At 67.1% G+C, this 21936-nt stretch carries 16 protein-coding genes; 6 read left to right on the forward strand and 10 right to left on the reverse strand.

Annotation, left to right across the window (positions count from 1 at the left end):
* Window positions 1–154: 154 nt before the first annotated feature.
* Together PXJ20_RS10230 and PXJ20_RS10235 are read left to right on the forward strand one after the other, a co-directional pair.
* Entirely contained in the window at window positions 155–373 is a 219-nt protein-coding gene (locus tag PXJ20_RS10230) for a hypothetical protein (RefSeq protein ID WP_017776418.1), read from the forward strand.
* A gap of 237 nt (window positions 374–610) precedes the next feature.
* Window positions 611–2065: a metallophosphoesterase family protein gene (locus tag PXJ20_RS10235; protein ID WP_421029510.1), complete on the forward strand. Its 1455-nt coding sequence runs from the start codon at window positions 611–613 to the stop codon at window positions 2063–2065.
* Window positions 2066–2392: 327 nt separating this feature from the next.
* Here PXJ20_RS10235 and PXJ20_RS10240 read toward each other — a convergent pair whose 3' ends face one another.
* Window positions 2393–3616: a DUF2252 domain-containing protein gene (locus PXJ20_RS10240; protein WP_421029511.1), complete on the reverse strand. Its 1224-nt coding sequence runs from the start codon at window positions 3614–3616 to the stop codon at window positions 2393–2395.
* A 357-nt stretch (window positions 3617–3973) separates the two neighbouring features.
* Between PXJ20_RS10240 and PXJ20_RS10245 the strand changes: the two genes are divergently transcribed.
* Window positions 3974–6283 (forward strand): DUF6600 domain-containing protein, encoded by a 2310-nt coding sequence (locus tag PXJ20_RS10245; RefSeq protein WP_421029512.1) that lies wholly within the window; start codon window positions 3974–3976, stop codon window positions 6281–6283.
* Window positions 6284–6385: 102 nt separating this feature from the next.
* Here PXJ20_RS10245 and PXJ20_RS10250 read toward each other — a convergent pair whose 3' ends face one another.
* The 3 genes from PXJ20_RS10250 to PXJ20_RS10260 all read right to left on the reverse strand — a co-directional run bounded on the left by PXJ20_RS10250 (window position 6386) and on the right by PXJ20_RS10260 (window position 10533).
* The gene (locus tag PXJ20_RS10250; protein ID WP_126876174.1) at window positions 6386–7012 is read right to left on the reverse strand and encodes a glycine zipper family protein; all 627 of its coding nucleotides are present in this window, start codon (window positions 7010–7012) and stop codon (window positions 6386–6388) included.
* A 228-nt stretch (window positions 7013–7240) separates the two neighbouring features.
* The gene (locus PXJ20_RS10255; protein WP_421029513.1) at window positions 7241–7897 is read right to left on the reverse strand and encodes a phosphoribosyltransferase; all 657 of its coding nucleotides are present in this window, start codon (window positions 7895–7897) and stop codon (window positions 7241–7243) included.
* A 323-nt stretch (window positions 7898–8220) separates the two neighbouring features.
* Window positions 8221–10533, reverse strand: a complete 2313-nt coding sequence (locus PXJ20_RS10260) for an FAD-dependent oxidoreductase (RefSeq protein ID WP_421030926.1) — start codon at window positions 10531–10533, stop codon at window positions 8221–8223.
* A gap of 564 nt (window positions 10534–11097) precedes the next feature.
* Between PXJ20_RS10260 and PXJ20_RS10265 the strand changes: the two genes are divergently transcribed.
* The 3 genes from PXJ20_RS10265 to PXJ20_RS10275 all read left to right on the forward strand — a co-directional run bounded on the left by PXJ20_RS10265 (window position 11098) and on the right by PXJ20_RS10275 (window position 16907).
* Window positions 11098–12570, forward strand: coding sequence for an efflux transporter outer membrane subunit (locus tag PXJ20_RS10265; RefSeq protein ID WP_421029514.1), 1473 nt, complete (start codon window positions 11098–11100; stop codon window positions 12568–12570).
* A 70-nt stretch (window positions 12571–12640) separates the two neighbouring features.
* Complete coding sequence (locus PXJ20_RS10270; protein ID WP_421029515.1) at window positions 12641–13819, forward strand: efflux RND transporter periplasmic adaptor subunit; 1179 nt, start codon at window positions 12641–12643, stop codon at window positions 13817–13819.
* A 13-nt stretch (window positions 13820–13832) separates the two neighbouring features.
* Window positions 13833–16907 (forward strand): efflux RND transporter permease subunit, encoded by a 3075-nt coding sequence (locus PXJ20_RS10275; protein ID WP_421029516.1) that lies wholly within the window; start codon window positions 13833–13835, stop codon window positions 16905–16907.
* Between the two features lie 63 nt (window positions 16908–16970).
* Here the strand turns inward: PXJ20_RS10275 and PXJ20_RS10280 are convergent, their stop codons facing one another.
* The 6 genes from PXJ20_RS10280 to PXJ20_RS10305 form a co-directional block, all read right to left on the reverse strand.
* Window positions 16971–17693 carry an OmpA family protein gene (locus PXJ20_RS10280; protein ID WP_421029517.1) on the reverse strand — a complete coding sequence of 241 codons (723 nt, stop codon included), beginning with the start codon at window positions 17691–17693 and terminating at the stop codon, window positions 16971–16973.
* Window positions 17694–17731: 38 nt separating this feature from the next.
* Window positions 17732–18496, reverse strand: coding sequence for a flagellar motor protein (locus tag PXJ20_RS10285; RefSeq protein ID WP_017776406.1), 765 nt, complete (start codon window positions 18494–18496; stop codon window positions 17732–17734).
* Between the two features lie 150 nt (window positions 18497–18646).
* Window positions 18647–19897 (reverse strand): Crp/Fnr family transcriptional regulator, encoded by a 1251-nt coding sequence (locus PXJ20_RS10290; RefSeq protein WP_421029518.1) that lies wholly within the window; start codon window positions 19895–19897, stop codon window positions 18647–18649.
* 302 nt (window positions 19898–20199) lie between these two features.
* On the reverse strand, window positions 20200–20565 hold the full coding sequence (locus PXJ20_RS10295; RefSeq protein WP_026121776.1) for a response regulator: 366 nt from the start codon (window positions 20563–20565) through the stop codon (window positions 20200–20202).
* Between the two features lie 50 nt (window positions 20566–20615).
* On the reverse strand, window positions 20616–21161 hold the full coding sequence (locus tag PXJ20_RS10300) for a hypothetical protein (protein WP_126876167.1): 546 nt from the start codon (window positions 21159–21161) through the stop codon (window positions 20616–20618).
* Entirely contained in the window at window positions 21158–21895 is a 738-nt protein-coding gene (locus PXJ20_RS10305) for a methyl-accepting chemotaxis protein (RefSeq protein ID WP_199539793.1), read from the reverse strand. The genes PXJ20_RS10300 and PXJ20_RS10305 overlap by 4 nt, the downstream gene beginning before the upstream one ends.
* Window positions 21896–21936: the final 41 nt, after the last annotated feature.

A 21936-nucleotide genomic window follows, 5' to 3' on the forward strand; every position in this document is an offset into this window, starting at 1 on the left:
GCATGAAGCCGCGACGGATAGCTTTCAGTCGACGCCCGAGGACACGTCCGCGCCCGGACCGTGCCGATAGTCCCCATGCGCCGCCGCCTCACCGCAGAGTAAAATTCATCGCATATCCCGTTGCCCCCTTGCCGCGCATTGCGCCGGAACTGCGATGAAGACGTCTTCCAAAGAGGAACGACCGCGCTGGCGCCCGTCGAACCTCGTGCTCAATATCCTCACGGTGCTCGTGGGGCTCGCCACGCTCGGTGCCGGAATCGGCTGGCTGGTCTATAGCTGGGTCGTGGACCTCGAAGTGCCCTACTTCGCGATTCCGCTGGTGCTTTCCGTGCCGGTGATCGCTGCGGTGGCGTTCAGGAACTGCTTTGATTGAGTGCTTCGGCTAAACGACGCGGCTGAACGGGTCGACCGGGAAGCGGTGCACCCGCCGCTTCTTTCACACGTCTTTCACGCTCCTTCCCCGCTTTTTCTCTGTTTTTTCGCTGTTTTTTCACCGCTCCCTGCACGGCACTTTCCCCCCGCCCTCCTGTCGTACGCAGCACGCCGCGCGCTGTGCCAGATGGCGCCGCCGCGACTTGCAGCCCGATGCCCACCGACAGGAGAACGCCCCATGGCCGCGAAATCGACGTCGAAAACGCAATCGAAGAAAAGCGCAACCGCAGCGAAAGAAAAACGCCGGCCGGACAGCGGCACAACGCCAGGTGCGAGCACGAACACCAACGCGGGTATGAACGCGTTCGCCGCGCCGCGCGTGCTCGACCATCCGGTGTTCGCGCAGCCGCAGCCCACGCCGGACCCCAGCGTGTTTCGCGTCCCGCATCCTTCCGACGACGCGGCCTACAAGGAAATCGACAAGCTCAACGCCGAGCACAAGCTGTTTGCGCTACCGTTTCCCGCGCCGCGCGGCGGCGTCGAGCCGCAGGTCGCGCTCGCGGATGTTTTCGGCGGCAACCAGAAAGCGATTGATTCGATCACGTCGGCGGGGCAGCTCGTCTTTCACGCCACAGGCGACTGCGGCAGCATCAAAGGCCCTGCCACGCAAAACGAAGTCGCGGACAAGATGACCGCCGACTTCACCGAAGCCGACCCCGCCGAAGTGCCGCAGTTCGCGCTGCTGCTGGGCGACATCGTCTACAGCTTCGGCGAGGGCCAGTATTACTACGACCAGTTCTACGAGCCTTATCGCGACTATCCCGCGCCCATCCTCGCCTGCGCGGGCAACCACGACGGCATGGTGTCGCCCGAGGCGCACGCAACCAGCCTCGATGCGTACCTGCGCAACTTCTGCGCGTCGGACTTCGCGGTGACACCCGAAGCGGGCGGCCTCTCGCGCACCGCGCAGATCCAGCCCGGCGTCTTCTTCACGTTCGAAGCGCCGTTCGTGCGCGTGCTGGCGCTCTACAGCAATACGCTCGAAGACCCGGGTGTGATCGCCGATCCGCACATCGGCACAAGCCAGCTCGATTTTCTCGACGCGGCGCTCAAGCGGATCAAGGACGAAGGCTACGAAGGCGCGCTTCTCTTCGCGACGCACCACCCGCCCTATGCAATAGGCCGGCATAGTTCGAGCGTCGATATGCTCGCGCAGATCGACGCCATCTGCGAACGACACGGCGTATGGCCGCACGCGTTCCTGTCGGGGCACGCGCACAACTATCAGCGCTACACGCGCACGCGCGGCTCGGACGGCACGCAGATTCCGTATGTGGTGTGCGGCAACGGCGGACACGGGCTCGTCAAGCTCGCGAAGCCCGGCTCGCCCGCGCCGCGCGCCCCGCAAGTCGTGCAGACCGCATCGAACGACACGGACCAGGTGGTGCTCGAAAACTACGACGACACGCACTACGGCTACCTGCGCGTGGTGGCCACGCAGAGCCAGTTGCGCATCGAGTACCACTCGGCCGCCGACGGCGCGCAGACCAAGGCGCCCAACGACTACGTGAACGTGAGCCTCGCCGGGCGCAAGATCGCGCACTTCGTGGCACGCGACCTGGGGCATCCGCAAGCGGCGGCCGAGGCGCGCGCGAGGCTGGCCCGTCAGCCTGGGAAGCGGCGCGGCAAGTAGCGATGTTGTCGACGCCGGCGCTGGCGATGGCGTGCGCATTAGTGCGAGCGTTGGTGCACGTATGGATGCAGGCAGGACCGCAGACCACCACGCGCTTTCGCTTCAGCCCACGGCTCACGGCGCCCCATGCGCGCAAACGACCCGCACTGCTGACGAGCAACACGCACCCGGCAAGGAGCGCCGCGATGATGCCGATCGCGGCCTCATACGCGTACGCGCAGACCGACGACGTTGCGCGCGACGCCAGTCATCGTTCGATGGCCCGCCGCCGCACCTTTTGCTGGCCCTCTCTCCGCCCCTCTCTCTGACCTTCGTTCCGTCACGCCACTACGCCTTCTTCGCCGGCCCGAATACCCCGCCGTCGTACGCCTCGCAATACGCGCGCCAGTCGTCCTGCACCTGTTTTTCGCATTGCAGCGCCAGTTCGATGAGCGGCATCTGCCAGTCGGTCTTCTCGCCAAAGGCGATCATCTCGTCGGCAATCGCGGAACCCTGGCGTCCGCCGCTGCGCAACTGCGCCCATGCGCAGAGTTCGGCCATCGTATTGACCACGCCTTCGAGCCGCGGCAGTTTGCTGTCCCAGCCCGCGAGCGCCACGCGGTCCTCCGAAGGTTGCAGGCCGCGCAGCACATACGGGCGGCCGTTGAACGTGACGGCATGCAGGAACGCCTGCGAGACAGCCTGCATGCGCTGCTGCACGGCCACCACGCGCTGCGCTTCGGTGGGCCAGTGCGGCTGCTTCGTCTTCAGGTTCGGCGCCACGGAGGAAGGCAGCGCCTCTTTCAGGTCGATCAGATAGTTGCCATCCGGCGAGCCCTTGCCTTCCACCAGCACGACGTATCGATCCACGCCGAGGCTGCCCGTACCCGCGATGCGCCGCGCCACGTCGATCACACGATAGAACGCGGGGGCGTCGGGTGTCTGGGCCTCTTTCGCGAAGCTCTCCATGAACGCGGTCACGGCTTCGCGGGTGGGGTCGTCCACGGGCAGCGCCTTCTTGCCGTCCACGCGCAGCACGCGCTTTTTGCCCTTGAGTTCGGTGCGCCGGTCGAGGTGATCCACGCGTGTACGTTTGGCGAGGCCGTCGAAGAGTTCGCGCACCATGCCGTCCGACGTCTCGGGCTCCACCCAACGCGCCTTGCCGAACGCGAGCGCACGCGCGTAGGCGTCCACGGCCGAATGGCACAGGCCCAGCGCCTCGGCGCGCGAGAGCTTCAGGTCCGCGGCGCCCACCAGCACACTCGTGAGGAGCCGCACCATTTCGTAGAGCGCGGGCGCGAGACAGGCCTCGTCGAAGTCGTTGATGTCGAAGTAGACGAGCCGGTTGTCGGCCTTGTAGCTGCCGAAGTTCTCCAGATGCATGTCCCCGCAGATCCACACCGGGGGCGCCTGGGCGAGCACGCCTTGCGCCGGCACGCGGCGGTAGAACAGATGACACGTGCCGCGCAGGAACACGAACGGCGAGGTGCGCATGGCGCGGTATTTCATGGCGAGGCGCTCCGGCTCGCGGTTGGCGTTCCAGTCCGCGATTTCCTTGACGGCATCGATCATGCGGGCTCCCTGTCTTGTGGTTATGGGTGCGACGACCGGCGCAGCGCGCCGAACGAACAACGCCCACGCACGCACTGCACCGACGCGCCGAAAACGGACACACCGAAGCCCGACCATACCACCAACGCACGCCTGCTCGTGCCCTTTCGGGTCCTGTCGCGCCCTCTGCAGACGGCTCATACCGTACGCGATACAGGACTCACATTTCGTTGCAATGTCGTGCACGGCGACGGGTTCGCGCGTGTCATCGCGTTTAACAATCACGGCGTTAGCAGACGTGACGACGCAGGTGAAGCCGGCCTGATTCCGCTTGCGACGGTCCACGCTGACAGATCCATAACAACGGAGCTTCCAATAATGACAACAAGCTTGCATCGCATCCACGCGGGCGCGCTATCGCTATGCGCGGCGCTCGCCCTCATTGCCCCACCTGGATTTGCTCAGGACACCGTGCCATCGCCGGCAGCACCGGGCGGCGTGCCGGCAGGCGCGGCGGCCGGCGATCCGCCGGGACGCGTCGCGCGTCTCGACTACTTCAACGGCACGGTCACGATGGAGCCTGCGGGCCTCACCGACTGGTCCTACGCCGTGCTGAACCGCCCGCTCACCACCGGCGACCAGCTCTGGGCCGACAGCGGCGCGCGCGCCGAACTGCATGCCGGTTCCACCGCGCTGCGGCTCGACCAGCAGACCGCGCTCGACATCGTCGACCTCACCGACACGGTCACACAGCTCAAGGTCACGCAAGGCTCTCTTTCGGCGCACGTCCGCGCGTTGCCCGCCGGCCAGAGCTTCGAGATCGACACGCCGAACGTCGCGCTCGTCGCCACGAACGCCGGCCTCTTTCGCGTCGACGTGGCGCCGGACGGCAGCGCCACGACGGTCACGCTGCGCTCGGGAACGGCCATCCTGTACGGCGACGGCGGCTCGTATGCCATGAGTGCGGGCGAGCAGATCCGCTTCGTCGGCACGAACCTCCAGCAGCAGGCGGGCGGCGCGGCCCCTGCACCGGACAGCTTCGACCGTTGGGTCGCCGCGCGCGACCGCGCCGAAGACGCGTCGGTCTCGGCCCGCTACGTCTCGCGCGAGATGCCGGGTTATGAAGCACTGGATACCAACGGCACGTGGCGGCACGATCCGACCTACGGCGAGGTGTGGGTTCCGACGGTCGCCGTCTCGGCCGGCTGGGTGCCGTACCACGCCGGGCACTGGGCCTGGATCGCGCCATGGGGCTGGACCTGGATCGACGACGCGCCCTGGGGCTTCGCGCCGTTCCACTATGGACGTTGGGCATATATCGACCGCGTGTGGGCGTGGGTGCCCGGCCCGGTCGTGGTCGCGCGGCCGCCCTGCTATGCGCCGGCGCTCGTGGCCTTCGTGGGCGGCGGGAGCAGTGGAGGGGGCGGCGTGCATTGGGGGATCAACCTCACCATCGGCGCGGCCATCACCGCAGGCGTGGCGTGGCTCCCGCTCGGCCCGGGCGAGCCCTGGCATCCGGCCTACGGCTACAGTCCGCGCTACTACGAACGCGTGAACAACGTGAATGTGACGAACGTCCACAACACGACGATCGTCAACAACATCACCAACGTGCACAACACGTACATCAACCAGACGGTGCCCGGCGCGGTGACCGCCGTCCCCGCCAACACCTTCGTGCACGGGCAGCCCGTGGCCATGGCCGCTCATGCACTCACGCCGCAGCAGCTGGCGCATGCGCAGGTCGGAGCAGGTGCGCCCGCCGTGGCGCCGGTGCGGGAAAGCTTTGCGGGCGGCATGCGCGCCGCGAAGATCGGCGCGCCGGCTGAGGCCGCGCAGCGGCAGGTCATCGCCACGCGTGCGCCGGCCGTGCCCCCTGCATTGCACGACACGCTTGCGCAGCGCTTCGCGTCAGCGGGCGGACGCGTGGAAGGCGCGGGCGAACCGGTCGTGCACCGTGCCGCGCCCGAAGCCGCGCACGGCGCACCGGCGAGCCGCGAACCGCAGACGCAGGGCTTTCATGTGATCGATCGCGAAACGGCGCGGCCGGTCGGCCGGCAGCCCGGCCTACAGGCGCCCGTGCAGGGCGAACCGCGCGGTGAACCGCAAGAAGCACCGCAACACGGCGGCGAGACGGCTCGTGGGCAGGGCGCGCCGCAAGCGCCCGCGGACGGGAACAGCCGTGAAGCGAGCCATGGAATCGACCACGAAGCGCACCCCGGCGAGCCGGCACCGCACGCGCCCGCAGCCGCCGACAATGGCGTGCCGCACCCGACGGGCGGCGCCTCGCACGCGCAGGAGGAAGCGCGCAACGGACATACGGCGCAAGGCGGTTTCGACGCACCTCAGGCCGCACCTCAGGCCGCACCTCAGGCGGAAGGCCCGCGTGCGCCGCAGGCCGGGCGGATGCAGCCGCATGAAACCGCGGCGCCACGCGAACCGCAGCAGCAACCCGAGCACGACGCCGTGCGGCAGCAAGAAGCGCCGCGCGATGCGCAGCCGACGCAGCACGCCGAGCCTCACGCCGTGGAAGCACCGCACGACAATCCGCGTCCGGCCCAACGCGCCGACGCGGCGCCACGGCCCGCGCCGCACACCAACGCCCATCCGGCGCAGCCGCATGCTCATCCTCAACCGCACCCGCAGTCTCATCCACCCGCTCACAAGGCGGAAGAACACCACGGTTAGGAGTCGGGCGCGCGACGAGCAGTAAATGCCGCGGCCCGGTCGTGAGAGCCGGGCCGTGGACAGTCCCATGCGGCGGAGTGGCCTGCTTCTACCCCACCCGCGTCAGTAATACCAGGGTGCCGGAGGCGCGTAGTAGTAGACCGGCGGAGGCGGCGCGCGATAGATCACGGGGGGCGCCGCGTACATCGGCTGACCGTAGACGGGCTGGCCGTACATCGGCGTGGCGTAGGCGGGCGGCGAAATCGTGTTGCCCTTCGACGTCATGCATTGCGCGTAAGCCGCGTCGTACCGGGCCTGCAAGCCGCCCGACGCATATTGCGCACCGTTCGCGCCCACCGCCGAGCCGAGCAGCAGGCCGCTGCCCGCGCCAATTGCCGCGCCGGCTCCCGCGTTGCCCGCGGCCGCGCCCAGCAGCGCACCGGCCGCCGCGCCGCCCACCGTGCCGAGCGCCGCGCTGTTCACGCTATTGGCCGTCGCGCCCTGAGCCGCACCCGCCGAGTCCGTGGAGCGGAAGGCGTAGTCGCGGCACGCATAGTCTTCCTGCTGGAATTCCGTGAGCGACTTGCCCTTGGGCGGCAACGCCACCACGCTCGGGCCGCTGGGCGGCATGACCGTGCAGCCCACCAGCGCCACCGCCACACCGGCCATGGCGGCGGGCACGGCAAACCGCGACCACGCCGGCAGCCGGCGTGCCCTTCCGAAGGCCGACAAACTGGCTTTGCGTTTCATGATTGCCTGACTCCTTGCATTGCGATGGCGACACGATAGGACACCTGCTGCGCGTGTTGGTTACTCGATCGTTACCGGTGAAATGTTTCGGTCACGACCTGTAACAAGGTGCCGCTTCGCATCGCCCGAATGCGGTATGCCGCGCCCTTCCCTCGCCTTGTTCGGGCCCGGCTGCCATTCGGTCTGCGATCCCTCGCCTGCAACCCGATCCGCTACCCCGCTACCCCGCTACTCCGCGGGCTCCACGCGCGAGCGCGCGAGCAGTTCCGTCACCTGCGCGTCGGCGGTCTGGGCGAAGTCGCCGTAGAACTGCCCTACGCCCTGGAAGACGCGCGGCACGTAAGCGCAGATCACCTCGTCCGCGAGCGGCCCAACGCGCGCCACCGTGTCGCCGGGCGCCACCGGCACCGCCACCACGACGCGCGCGGCGTTGCCCTTGCGCAGCAGCTGGACGGCCACACGCATCGTGGCGCCGGTTGCCATGCCGTCGTCGACGACGATCGCGGTGCGTCCCTCCGCGACGAGCGGTGCACGCCCTCCGCGGTACAGCGCCTCGCGGCGCTGGAGTTCCGCGCGCTCTGCGGCCAGCACGCGATCGATCTCGTGCGGCGACACGCCGGTTTCGGCAACGATGTGCCGATCCAGATACACGGTATCGCCCGGGCCCACCGCGCCCATTGCGAGTTCCGGATAGTTCGGCACGCCGAGCTTGCGCACCACGAGTACGTCGAGCGGCGCGCCGAGCGCACGCGCCACTTCGTAGGCCACAGGCACACCGCCGCGCGGCAGGCCGAGCACGATCACGTCATCGCGCCCCGCATAACGCGCGAGCCTTCCTGCTAGCACGCGGCCGGCGTGGGCACGGTCGTCGTAGAGAAATTCCATGGCAGATCATCCCGACAGTGAAGGGCGCAGCAGAGGCGAAAGCGCGTTGCGCGCCCGGTCGTCGCACGCTACGTCACGAGAGGCCGCGAAGGCGATGAAGACCGTCAGAACGGCGAAGGAACGGTTCGCAGCACGCCGGTCTGCAACACCACGAAGAAATTCTGCGCGTGATCGGGGCGAATCGCTTGAGGTCAATCAAACGGCGGGAACGGTGCGCCGCGGCCGAGGGCGGCCGAACACAGCTATGGCGACTGTGGCGGCACGCGCCTGGCATCTGCCCCCTCCTCCCCGGCCAAGGCACCCTGGCTATTCCGAAGCCACCCTCAATCCGCGGGCACCGGCACCTCGTCGCGCGCCAGCACCGCAAGGGCCGCCTCGTAGCCGCGCGTCTGCAGGCGCGTCACCGTCGAGGCCGAAAAATCGAAATCGCTCGAGAGCGACAACGGCCCGCCGTCCAGCGCGATTCTCGCAATGCGGATCGGCGCGCGGTTGCCCATCAGGCGAATGAAGTGCGGGCGCTGGCGGATGCGCCGCGCCGTGGGCTCGTCCACCTGCTTGAGAATTTCGTCGACGAGGTCGCTGAAGTCGTTCGCATACTCTTCGAAGCGCAGGTCGTTGCGCACGCGGTCGGTGTAGACGATCTCGTCGCGCCGCAGCATCACCTCGAGCAGATTCGACGGCATCGCGCGCGTGCCCGAAAACAGGTCCACCGCGAAGATGCGTCCGCCAATGCGCCCGCAGCGCTCGATCACAAGGTCGAGCGGCGAGTTGCTCACGATGCCGCCGTCCCAGTACGCGCGTCCGTCCACCATCGTCCACGGCATACCGGGCGGCAGGCTGCCGCTCGCGAGCAGATGTTCGGGGCCGATGCGGTCCACGTAGCTGTCGAAGATGCGCGGCTCGCCGGTGGCCACGTCCACGGCGCTCAAGAGGAGCCGCGTGGGGCTGGCGGCAAGCGCGTCGAAGTCCACGTAGCGCTCGATCAGCGTGCGCACGGGCGAGGTGTCGTAGAGACTCGTCCACCAGGGCAGCCATGCCGCAAGCCCCAGGTTCGGATTCCACCAGCGCGGACGCAGGAAGTTGGGCACGCCGAACCACAGCACGTACCAGGAAAGCAGCGCGCCGTGCAGCGAGTCGTCACCGCAGGCGAACGGCGCCGGTAACGAAGGCAGCGCAGGCAGCGGAATCGACACGTCCCGCCAGAACGCGGCGAGCGCGCGCGAGGCATCGCCCGGATGACTCGCGACGATCGCCGCATTGAAGGCGCCGATCGACACGGCCGAAATCACATCGGGCCGCACGCCCTTTTCTTCCAGCGCGCGGATGGCCCCGCATTCGAACGCGCCCAGCGCGCCGCCGCCTTGCAGGATCAGCACGGTCTGCTCGGGCAGGCGGTCGAGCGGAAACGTGGTGTCGGCAAGACGCGGTTTCGCGCCGTGCAGGCTGATGCGCAGGCGGATCAGTTCCTCGGCGGCCGAGGTCTCGCCCGCGGTTCGCCCCAGCGAGAAGATGGCGCGCAGCACGTCGTGCTTGAGGTACAGCAGCGAATACGAGCCCGCTTCGAGCGAGCCGCGCTCCACCGTTTCCGTCACGCCGTGCGGGAAGCCCATGAAGTTGTACGGCTGGCCGAACGCGTCGCCGAAGAACATCGACACGTCGCGATACGGAAAGCGCCCGCCGCGCATGTTGCGCGCAGCGATGTTGCCCTGGCGGCGCGCGTTGTCCCAGTGCTCGATGCGCCGGCGCACGCCGAACACGGGGTCGAAGAAGCTGGCCACGTCGCCGGCCGCGTAGATGTCGGGGTCGCTCGATTGCAGGCAGTCGTCCACCACCACGCCGTCGGCGAGCGCCACGCCGCTGCCTTCCAGGAACGCGCAGTTCGGCGCCACGCCCACCGCCGCGACCACCAGATCGCAGGCAATGGTTTCCCCTGTGCTCGTCACCACGCCTTCCACTACCTCCGCGCCCTCGCGCCCCACCACGCTTTCTACGAGGCAATCCGTTTTCACATCGACGCCGTGCTCAACGCAACGTTTCGCGAAGTAAGCCGAGAGCACCGGCGCGCGCAGTTGCGGCATCACCGCGTGCTGACGCTCGATCACGGTGACGTCGAGCCCCAGCGCGCGCAGCGACGCGGCCGTTTCGATGCCGACGAAGCCCGCGCCGATCACCACCGCGCGCCTCGTTCGCCCGCTTTGCGCGCTCTGCAACGCGGCATCGCGCACCGCAGAGGCATCCGCGAGCGTATGCAGGCTGTACACGCCCGCGAGCCCCATGCCCGGCAGTGCGGGCGCGCGCGGCGATACGCCCGTGGCGATCAACAGCTTGCCGTAGCCCATCGCGCTGCCGTCCGCGAGATGCACCACGTGGTCTTTGGCATCCACGCGCACTGCACGCGCGCCCAGCATCAAATCGATGCGCTGCTCCGCGTAGAACTCGGCGGGCCGAATCGCAATCTGCAGCGCACTCACCGAGCCGTCCAGAAAACCCTTCGTCAGCGGCGGACGCTGGTACGGCAGCACCGCCTCGCCGCTCAGAATGGCGATGCTCGCGGCAGGATCTTCCATGCGCAGCGTGCGAGCCGCCGTGACGCTGGCAAGGCCTGCGCCCACCAGCAGAAAGTCGACATGGCGCATCGTCATGAAAGCGGCTCCGGCAAGAAAACAAAGCGGGACGGAAGACAGCCCGGGGATCACTCCGTACCGTACCGGCGCGCGGGTCCGCCCCGTTGATCCACGTCAATCGGGCCAGGCGCCCGGGGCGAGGCGGATCAGCGCGACGTCAGAGCAACCCCAGCGCAACGTCAGAGCAACCTCAGCGCAAAGTCAGCCCGCTGTCAGCAGATGGCAGTGTCATCGCAAAACCGGCACGCGCGAAGTCACAACTGGCGCGGCGAAATCGTCATGCATCGATGGGCGCGCGCCGCCCACCCAAGAGCATGCACCGCGTGATTTAGTCGCCGTTTTCTGCGACGATCCGCATTGCGCCAAGCCCTATAAGGTCAATCAATGACAGCTCGTGCTTGCCAGACCCGTCACCCTCCGTTCTGGTGCGCCGCAATAACGCACTGCGCCACCCGCCGCCTCTTTGCCGTCTTCACCCTCGTTATCCACGTAGTTCGCGCTGCCCCCGCTGCCCCCGTAGTTCGCCTGACTCGCCTTGCCCGCCGTGCCGGCCTCATTTATGCGGTCGGCGTGGGCATGAGCCTCGGACTCGCGGGCTGCATGGTGGGCCCGAACTACCATGCGCCCGCGCCGCCGACGGTGGACCGCTACACGCCGGCGCCCATGCCCGACGAAACCGCATCGTCGCCGGGCGCCGCCGGCCTCGCGCAGCGCTTCGCGCCCGGCGGCGACATTCCCGCCGCGTGGTGGACGCTCTTTCACTGCGAGCCGCTCGACACCGTGATTCGCGCGGCGCTTGCCAACAGTCCGAACATCGCCGCCGCGCAGGCCGCACTGCGGCAGGCCGCCGAGAACTATCGCGCCCAGGTGGGCGGCTCGCTCCTGCCTTCCGTGGATGCGCAGCTCGGCGCCACGCGCCAGAAGTTCAGCGGCTTGAGCGTCGGCCAGCCGGGCGTGGTCGAAGAGTTGAATCTCTACAACGCCTCGGTCAGCGTCTCGTACAAGCTCGACCTGTTCGGCGGCGCGCGCCGTCAACTCGAAGGGCTCGCCGCGCAGATCGACTACGAGCGTTTCCAGTTGCAGGCCGCCTGGCTCGCGCTCACGGCCAACATCGTGACGGCCGCAGTGAAAGAGGCGTCGCTGCGTGCGCAGATCGAAGCGACCGCGGGCATCGCGCTCGACGAAGAGCAGCAGTTGAAGCTGCTCCAGCAGCAGTTCGAACTGGGCGGCGTGGCGCGCACCGCCGTGCTCGCGCAGCAGACGTTGCTCGCGCAGACGCGCGCCACGCTGCCCTCGCTCCAGCAGTCGCTCGACCAGGTGCGCCACCAGCTCGCCGTGCTCTCCGGCAAGCTGCCTTCGGAGGCCGCGTTGCCCGAGTTCCGGCTCGACATGTTCTCGCTGCCGCAGACGCTGCCCGTGAGCGTGCCGTCGTCGCTCGTGAAGCAGCGGCCCGACATCCTCGCCGCGGATGCGCTGCTGCATCAGGCGAGCGCGCAGATCGGCGTGGCGACGGCGGCCATGTATCCGCAACTCACGCTTTCCGCGAGCTACGGCGCCGAGGCGCTCACGCCGGCCCAGGTGTTCCGCGCGGGCAGCACGATCTGGAGCATCGGCGGTAGCCTGCTGCAGCCCCTCTTTCGTGGCGGCGAGCTGCTCGCGCAAAAGCGCGCGGCGGTGGCCGCCTACGAACAGGCCGACGCGCAATACCGCGAGACGGTGTTGCAGGCCTTCCAGAACGTGGCCGATTCGCTGCGCGCGCTCGACAACGACGCGAACGGCCTCAAGGCGCAGACCGAGGCCTGGCATTCGGCCAGCGACTCGCTCGACCTCACGCGCGCGCAGTATCGCGTGGGCGCGGTGAGCTACCTCGCGCTGCTCGACGCGCAGCGTCAGTACCAGCAGACCGTAGTGAGCTTCGCGCAGGCGCAGGCGAACCGCTATGCCGACACGGCCGCCCTCTTCCAGTCGCTTGGGGGCGGCTGGTGGAACGCATCGGCAAGCGACGCAGCAAGCAATACAACGGCGCCCGCGAGCCCTCCCGTGAACTGAATCGAAGTCAATACAGAAGCGCTATGTCTCGTTCGACGATTTCGTCCCACGCCGTACAGGAAAAACGACAATGAATCAGAAACGACCCATGACGAGGCGGATGATCGTGATGCTGGTGTGCGTGGGCCTGCTGGTGGCCGCGCTCGTCGGCTTCAACCTGTTCCGCGCGCACATGATCGCGAAGTTCATGGCGGGCAATGCCGCGCCGCCCGCCACCGTCACCGCGACCGTGGCGCGCTATCAGGCGTGGCAGCCGCAGCTCGCCGCCGTGGGCAGCCTGCGCGCCGTGCGCGGCGTGGACGTGACGACGGAGATGGCGGGCCTCGTGCGCGACATCGCGTTCCGCTCCGGGCAGGACGTGAAGGCGGGCCAGTTGCTCGTCGAGCTCAACGCGGATACCGACAAGGCCCAGCTCGCCGCACTCGAGGCCGCGGCCGAACTTGCGAAGACCGTCTACGAGCGGGACCGCGCGCAGTACGAGATCAAGGCCATTGCGAAGGCGCAGCTCGACGCCGACGCCGCGGACCTCAAGAGCAAGCTCGCGCAGGTTGCGCAGCAGACCGCGCTCGTGGCGAAGAAAACGATCCGCGCGCCGTTCGCCGGGCGCCTCGGCATCACCACCGTGAATCCCGGCCAATACCTGAATCCCGGCGACACCATCGTCACGCTGCAAACGGTGGACCCCATCTATGTGGATTTCTATCTGCCGCAGCAGCAGTTGGGGCAGCTCGCCATCGGCCAGAGCGTGATCGTGGAAACCAACGCGTATAGCGGCCGCACCTTCACGGGCAAGATTCTTTCGATCAACCCGAAGGTGGACACGAACACGCGCAACGTGCAGATCGAAGCGCTCGTGGACAACCACGACCGCAAGCTGTTGCCCGGCATGTACGCGAACGTGAAGGTGGACGCGGGCGCAGGCCAGCGCTACCTCACGCTGCCGCAGACGGCGATCACCTACAACCCCTACGGCGCCACTGTGTTCGTGGTGAAGAACGGCAACGAGCAGAGCGCACAAGGCACTGCCAAAGGCAAACAGACGCAGGGCAAAACGCTGCCCGTCGCGCAGCAGGTGTTCGTCACGCCGGGCCCCACGCGCGGCGACCAGGTGGCGGTGACCAAGGGCATTGCCGAAGGCACACAGGTGGTGACAAGCGGCCAGCTGAAGCTGAAAAACGGCACGCCGCTCGTCATCGACAACCGCGTGCAGCCCGCCGACAGCCCCAATCCCACGCCGCAGGAACAATGACGGGACCCGCTCGATGAACGCCAATTTCACCGACCTCTTCATCCGGCGCCCGGTGCTCGCCTCCGTGGTGAGCCTGCTGATTCTCGTGCTCGGCCTGCGCTCGCTCGCGGCGCTCAAGGTGAGCGAGTATCCGCAGACGGAGAACGCCGTCGTCACCGTGACCACGGCCTACTACGGCGCGAATGCGGACACCATCGCCGGCTTCATCACGCAGCCGCTCGAAGCCGCGATCGCGCAGGCGCAGGGCATCGACTATCTGTCGTCCACGAGCACCACGGGCGTCTCCACCATCACGGCCACGCTGCGGCTCAACTACGACGCGAACCGCGCGCTCACGCAGATCAACACGCAGATCGCCTCCGTGCGCAACCAGTTGCCGCCGCAGGCGCAGCAGCCGGTGCTTACGGTGCAGACCGGGCAGACCACCGACGCCATGTACATGGGCTTCTACAGCGACGTGCTGCCCACCAACAACGTGACGGACTACCTGCTGCGCGTCGTGAAGCCGAAGCTCGATTCGATCGAAGGCGTGCAGACCGCCGAAATCCTGGGCGGCCGGCAGTTCGCACTGCGCGCGTGGCTGGACCCGGCGCGGCTCGCCGCACACGGCGTGACGGCGGCGGACGTCTACACCGCGCTCGGCAACAACAACTACCTCGCCACGCTCGGCGCGACGAAGGGGCAGATGGTGAGCGTGGACCTCAACGCGGCCACCGACCTGCATTCCGTGGACGACTTCAAAAAGCTCGTCGTGAAGGAGAAGAACGGCGCCATCGTGCGGCTGGAGGACGTGGCCAACGTGGTGCTCGGCGCGGACAGCTACGACTTCAACGTGGCCTTCAGCGGCAAGCGTTCGGTGTTCATCGGCATCAAGGTGGCGCCGGACGCCAACATTCTCGACGTGGCCAAACGCGTGAAGGCCGTGTTCCCCGACATGCAGAAGCAGTTGCCTATCGGCATGACGGGCGACATCGTCTACGACGCCACGGACTTCATCAACACCGCCATCTACGAAGTCGTGAAGACGCTCGTGGAAGCGCTGCTGATCGTCACGGTGGTGATCTTCCTGTTCCTCGGCAGCCTGCGCGCCGTGATCGTGCCCGTGATCGCCATGCCGCTTTCGCTGATCGGCACGTTCTTCGTGATGCAGCTGCTCGGCTACTCGATCAACCTGCTCACGCTGCTCGCGCTGGTGCTCGCCATCGGGCTCGTGGTGGATGACGCGATCATCGTGGTGGAAAACGTGGACCGCCACATGAAGGAGGAAGGCAAGAAACCGTTCGAGGCCGCGCTGATCGCCGCGCGCGAACTGGGCGGCCCGATTCTCGCCATGACCGTGGTGCTGGTCGCGGTGTACGTGCCCATCGGTTTTCAGGGCGGACTCACGGGTGCGCTCTTCACGGAATTCGCGTTTTCGCTGGCCGGCGCCGTGGCAGTTTCGGGCATCGTGGCGCTCACGCTTTCGCCCATGATGTGCTCGCGCTTTTTCCGCGCGGAACAGGAATCGGGGCGCTTCACGCAGTTCATCGACCGCCAGTTCGACCGCCTGCATCGCGGCTACGGCCGCGCGCTGCACTCCATGCTGGACACGTGGCCCGTGCTCACCGTGATGGGCGCGCTCGTGCTCGCCTGCGCGGTGTACCTCTTCATGACCTCGCAGTCGGAACTCGCGCCGCAGGAAGACCAGGGCATCGTGCTTTCGCAGATCCAGGGGCCGCCCGACGCCACGATCCAGCAGATGCAGACCTACGCCGACCAGGTGTTCGACATTTCGAAGAAGCTGCCCGAGTACTCGCAGATGTTCCAGCTGACGGGCTCGCCTACCCTGAACCAGGGCATTGGCGGCGTGCTCTTCAAGACCTGGGACCAGCGTCACCGCAGCGCCAACCAGTTGCAGCAGTTGCTGCAAAACGAATGGAACGGCATTGCGGGGGCGCGCGTGGCGGCCTTCCAGTTCCCGCCGCTGCCGGGCTCGCAAGGCTTGCCCGTGCAGTTCGTGATCAACACCACGGAGCCGTTCCAGAACCTCAACGAAGTCTCGCAGGCCATCTTGCAGAAGGCGCGCGCAAGCGGCATGTTCTTCTTCGTGGATAGCGACCTGAAGCTCGACAAGCCCCAGGTCACGCTCGTGGTGGACCGCGACAAGGTGGCCTCGCTCGGGCTTTCGCAGAGCGACGTGGGCCAGTCGCTCGGTGCGGGGCTGGGCGGCAACTACGTGAACTACTTTTCCATTGCGGGGCGCTCGTACAAGGTGATTCCGCAGGTGTTGCAGGTGGACCGGCTCAACCCGTCGCAGGTGCTCGACTACTACCTGCGTACGCCGGACGGCAACGTGATTCCCGCTTCCACGGTCACGCATCTGCAGCACACGGTGGTGCCGGAATCGATCAACCACTTCCAGCAGCTCAACTCCGCGACCATTTCGGGCGTCACGGTGCCGGGCGTCTCGCAGGGCGAGGTGCTCGACTTCCTGCGCAAGACCACGGCGCAGGTGGCGCCCTCGGGCTACTCGGTGGATTTCTCGGGGCAGTCGCGCCAGTACGTGCAGGAGTCGGGCGGGTTCGTGCTCACGCTCATGTTCGCCACGATCATCGTGTTTCTCGCGCTCGCCGCGCAGTTCGAGAGCTTCCGCGATCCGGTCGTGATTCTGGTGTCGGTACCGATGGCGCTCTTCGGCGCGCTCGTGTTCATCAACATTGGACTCGCCACGCTCAACATTTACACGCAGGTGGGACTCGTCACGTTGATGGGGCTCGTGAGCAAGCACGGCATTCTGATCGTGCAGTTCGCCAACGAATTGCAGCGCGCGGGGCGCTCGAAGCGCGAGGCACTGGAAGAAGCCGCGGGCGTGCGGCTGCGCCCGATCCTGATGACGACGGCCGCGATGGTGCTGGGCGTGCTGCCGCTCGTGATCGCATCGGGCGCGGGCGCGGCGGGCCGCAACGCAATGGGGCTCGTCATCTTCACGGGGCTTTCCATCGGCACGCTGTTTACGCTCTTCGTGGTGCCCGCGATGTACATGCTGCTTGCGCAGGACCATCACGGGAAAGGGCGTGGGGCGCGTGAGGCGGCAGTGGCAGAGGGCTGAAGCGGCGCGGCGCTTTAGTCCTTCGCTTTAAGCCCTTCGCTTTAACCGCGCTTCACTGCCGCGTCAGTCCTGCACGAGGATCGTGACGCGGCGATTCGCGGCACGCGCGGCCGCGTCGTCGCCGATCACGAGCGGCACGTTGTCCGCGCGGCCCACGGCGGCGAGCCGATGCGGCTCCACGCCGCGCTCCACGAGAAAGCGCACCACGGCGCCGGCACGCGCCGACGACAGCTCCCAGTTCGATTCGTATTTCGCGTTCGCGATGGGCACGTTGTCCGAGTGCCCTTCCACCAGAATGTTGCGTGTGGAATGCCGGGCGAGCGCGAGCGCCACCTTGCTCAACTCGTCGAACGATGCGGGCCGCAAATGCGCGTCGCCCGAATCGAACAGCACCTTCGCGTTGATCGCAATCTCCACGCCCTGCGCAACGGGCTCAACCGAAATCTCGCTCGTTTCGCGCAGCGGGGCGAGCGACGCCATCAGCTCACGCCGCGCGTGGTCGCGTTGCACGAGGGCCGGCGTGGGTGCCGCATCTGGGTGCGCATCCGGCTGCGCGCCCGCGGTGCGCTGGCCGGCCACGTGCGCGTCGAACACCTTGATTTCAAGCGCCTTGTTCTTCGCCAGTTGCAACACGTAGAGCGCGAGGAACAGCACCATCATCGTGGTGATGACGTCGGCGTACGAGATCAGCCAGCGGTCGGAACGGCCGTCCTCGTGGCCTTCGTGGTCTGCGTGATCGTGACCCGACTTCGCGGAAGCGCGTCTGCTGGAAGAGGAGGTGTCCATGACGGGAGCCCTTGGCCCGAAGCTAAGCGCTCACGCGCTCAGACGAGCGATTCCGCCGAGCGGCCGCGCACGTCGCCCGCGAGCCGGGTTTCGATCATCTGCGGCGACTCCTTGCGCGAGATCGCGAGCAGGCCGTCCATATAGAGCCGCCGGAAGCGCAGTTCGCTATCCACCTGGGCCTTGATCTTGCCGTAGAGCGGCAAAAACACGAGGTTCGCGAGGCCGAGCCCGTAGAGCGTGGCAATGAACGCAACGGCAATGCCTTCGCCCAGCCGTTCCGGTTCCAGCACGTGGCCCGTCACGTGAATGAGGCCGAGCACGGCGCCCAGAATGCCGAAGGTGGGCGCGTAGCCGCCCGCCTGCTGCCAGATGCGCGCGGCGGCCATGTGGTTGCGCTCGTAGGCATCCAGTTCGCGCTGCAATGCGTCTTCGATCACGGCGGTCGGCACGCCGTTGGCCAGCAGCTCGAGCCCGCGTTTGGCAAAGAGGCTGATGCCGCTCGCGTCGATGGATTCGAACGCGAGCATGCCGTTCAACTTGGCCTGGTCGCCCCATTCGAGCAGCACGGAAAGACTTTCGCGATCCACCTGGCGCGCCTTCACGAACGCGAGGCGCAACTGCTTGATGCCGTCGAAGAAGCGCGCCCACGTGTTCTGGATCATCACGGCGCCGAGCGTGCCGCCCGCCACGATGACAAGCGCCTCGGGCTGCACGAGCGTGGCGATGCTGCCGCCTTCCAGCGAGAACCCCACGATGATGGCGGCGGCGCCGAACAGCACGCCGAACAGGGTCAACAGGTCCATGCTTCATCGGGCTGCCGTTCGTGCGCAGGGACCGTTGCTTGCGGCCCACTACGCGCGAAAGCGACGCGCCCGCCTCCCGATAGTCTCAAACGTTTCTCTACGGCCCCAGACGGGTCGAGCGCCTCAAGTACCTCAAGCGCCTCAAGTACCTCAAGCCCCCGGCTGGGTGGAAGACGCCGCATTCACGGCGGCCGCCTTGATGGCCTTCACGGTTTCCACGAACCGCTGTTCGATTTCGCCCACCTCGATGGGGTCGATCTTGATGTCGCGCCGCATGACCCACGACACCTCGTTCTTGCGCGTCTCGGTCATGACGGAGAGCAGCCGCTCGGCCACGGGCTGGCCGCCCAGCGAAGCGAGCAGTTTCGCGAGATCGTAAGTGTCGAACGCGCTCACGGCTTCGAAGAGCGTGCGCTGGTCGACGAACGCGAGGTCGTCGATCGAGGTGATCTCGCCGCCCGGCCGTGCGTTGCGTCGCGAGAAGTAGCTCACGCCCTTCTCTTCCACGTAATCGAGCACGCGGGTCTTGCGGAACGCGAAGACGTCCTCGGCAATCTCGGCGTGCGAGAGCTTGTTCAGGATCACGGACTTTTCAACGCCGATCAGCGCTTCGAGGTCGTCGAGATCGATCAGCTCCAGCTCGCTCGCGAGCGCCACATCGAGTTCGCGATCGGCCACCTGCTGGGCGCGCTCGGTAATGCGCGTGGGGTCAAACGTGACCTGCTGGCGGCTTGATGCGCTGTCCTGGCTCGCCAGCCGGCTCGCGGCGCCGGCCAGATGTTCGGCGCGCCCGCCTTCCAGCGTGACGAGGTTGAGCTTTTCCATGCGCTTGAGCATGGCCATGACGTGCAGCCGCGAATGGCCCGCAATGGCGCGGCACTTCTTGATGACTTCGGAAAGCGGCACGGACACTTCCTCGCCGCGCCCGCGCCGGCCGTTGCCGTCCCAGCGGTCGCCGCCGCTCTCCGCACCACCCGCCATCAGCGCGAGCACGTGGGCATACGAGAGCACGCCGGGCAGGAAGTCCGCGTGGGTATAGGTGGCGAGCAGGTCGTCGCGCTTCTTCACGCGGCGAATCAGCGTGCGCACCATGTGGCGCAGCAGCGGCGAGGCGCGTTCCAGCTCCTGTTCGATGAGGCTCGCCTGCACCACGGTGAGCTGGCAAAAACTCAGCGCGCGGGCCGTATTGCCGCGCGGCTCGCCGGGCAGCAACGCGGCTTCGCCGAAGAATTCGCCCTTGCTGAGGGTGCCGAGCACGACCTTGCTGTCGTCGCAGACGGCGGAAATCTCGACTTTTCCGTCCGCGATGACGTAGACAAGGCCGTCGCTTGCAAAGCCTTCGGAATAGATGACCTCGCCCGGCGCGGCGGTGCGCGGCCATGACGATCGTTGCTGGTTCACGATGAATTCCCCGTAGCGTGTTATGGCCGCGCCGGTCCGTCCGCCCGCGGGTCGCCATTCGACCTGCAGACGCCTCCTTGACCGGCGCGGCGGTGTCGTTACATTTCGTTACTAGTTCTGGTAACGACAACGCGCGGAGATTTCTTTAACGCAAAAGGCTGATCGAAGTCACGGATTGACTTCGTGAGGTGTCGCGGGCGGTAGGGGGAAGCCGGCGCCGCCCGCATGGGTTCGCCGCCCGTGCCTGCCCGTGCCCGCCCGTGCCCATTTAGCCGGCAAAGACGAACGGGCCGGCTGACGCCCTACCCCGCCAGTTTCCGGAACGTTTCCAGCACCGCCTCACCCTTGAACGGCTTCACGATCCAGCCCTTCACGCCCGCGGCCTTGCCGCGCTCTTTCATCGCGGGGCTGCTTTCCGTCGTGAGCATGATCACGTTCACGGCCGTATTCGCGAGTTCGCCGCGAATCTTCTCGACCATCGTGAGGCCGTCCATGTTGGGCATGTTGACGTCGCTGATCACGAGCCGGATGCCTGGGTTGCCCCTCAGTTTCGTGAGGCCGTCCTTGCCGTCCACCGCCGTGTCCACGTCGAGGCCGTTCTTGCGCAGGAAACCGGCCACCTCGTCGCGCACCGTACCCGAATCGTCCACCACCAGAATTTTCGCCATCATCCTTCCCCGTTGCTTCGTTACCTTGCTTGCCAACCTGTAGGTACTGCCTAGAACAATTCCAGCTCGCCGCTGGTTTCCTCGACTGTTTCGACGTTCGCCGCGAAGTCGAGCGGCGCGTTCGCGCAGACGCAGAGCGTGGCCGCGAGCGGCACGTTGCCGCCTATCGTGAGTTCGTACGACGCCACGTGGTCCGGCTTCAGCTCGGCCAGATGCGCGAGGCTCGCGCTGCCCAGCACGTAGGGCGTGGACATGCCCAGATCCGGAAAATGGCCGACGAGCGCCTGGTTCATCGCGCCGCAGCACAGGTTCGCCACTTCCATGAACGCTTCGCGCAGCGGCTGGCCGCCCGCCGACGTCTCGCGCGCGAAGTAGCGGCGCGTGGCGTCGTCGTCGGTGAAATGCAGGCCCACGAGCAGGCGGAAAAAGAGCGACGAGATGGTGAGCACCACGACGCGCGCTTCCGGGTCCGCTTCCATGGCGACGTGGTCGGCGCGCACGATTTCGCACGTGTCGTCGGCGTGAATGACGAGCCGCGTGCGCGCCGCCTTGTGGAAAATCTGTTCGAAGCTATGCTTCGCCTGCTCGGTAATCACGTTGTTGCCTGCGCCTGAAGTTTCGCCTGAAGCTGGTTCGCGAGCACCTCGACGCTGCCGAGCGACGCCGTGATCATCTTGCCGCCTGCCTGGATGTCCTGGAACGTGGCGGCCGTGACGAGGTCGTTGCGGTCGAGGCTGTCCTTATAGCTCTTCGAGAGTTCCTGCGAGCGCGACGCGAGCGTGCGCACTTCGCTCGCCACGATCGAAAAGCCGCGGCCCGCCGCCCCCGCGCGCGCCGCCTCGATGGACGCGTTGAGCGAGACGATCAGCACGTGCGCGACGATGGACGACAGCTCCTGGTTCTTCGCGTGCATGTCGTGGTTCTGCGTCATGAGCGAGATCATCTGCTCGTGCCAGCGCTCGAAGGTGCCCGACATGCCGCGCAGACGCGCGGCTTCGTCGGCGATGCGCCGTCCCAGCGCGAGCCATTCGTCGCGTTCGCGCCGCGCGACTTCAAGTTCGCCGCGCGCGGCTTGCGCTTGCTCCGACTGCTGCGCGAGTTGCGCTTCGAAGCGCGCCGTATCGGCGTCCCGCTGCGTCGTTTCGCTTTCGAGTTGCAGCGCAAGCGTCTCTTCGCGCGCCTCGGCCGCCGCACGCGCCGTGCGTTCGCTTTCGAGTTGCGTCGCGAATGCCGCTGTCGCGCGGCCCATGCGCGCCCGGTGCACGAGCACGGCCACGATCAGCACGAGCACGCCGCCCGCCAGCGCGGCGGCGATAGATGTTTCGATCACGTCGGTTTCCTCACTGCCACTGCCGCTTTCCTTGTCTGCTA

The sequence above is a fragment of the Paraburkholderia sp. A1RI_3L genome, from assembly GCF_048957895.1.
Lineage (GTDB): Bacteria > Pseudomonadota > Gammaproteobacteria > Burkholderiales > Burkholderiaceae > Paraburkholderia > Paraburkholderia kururiensis.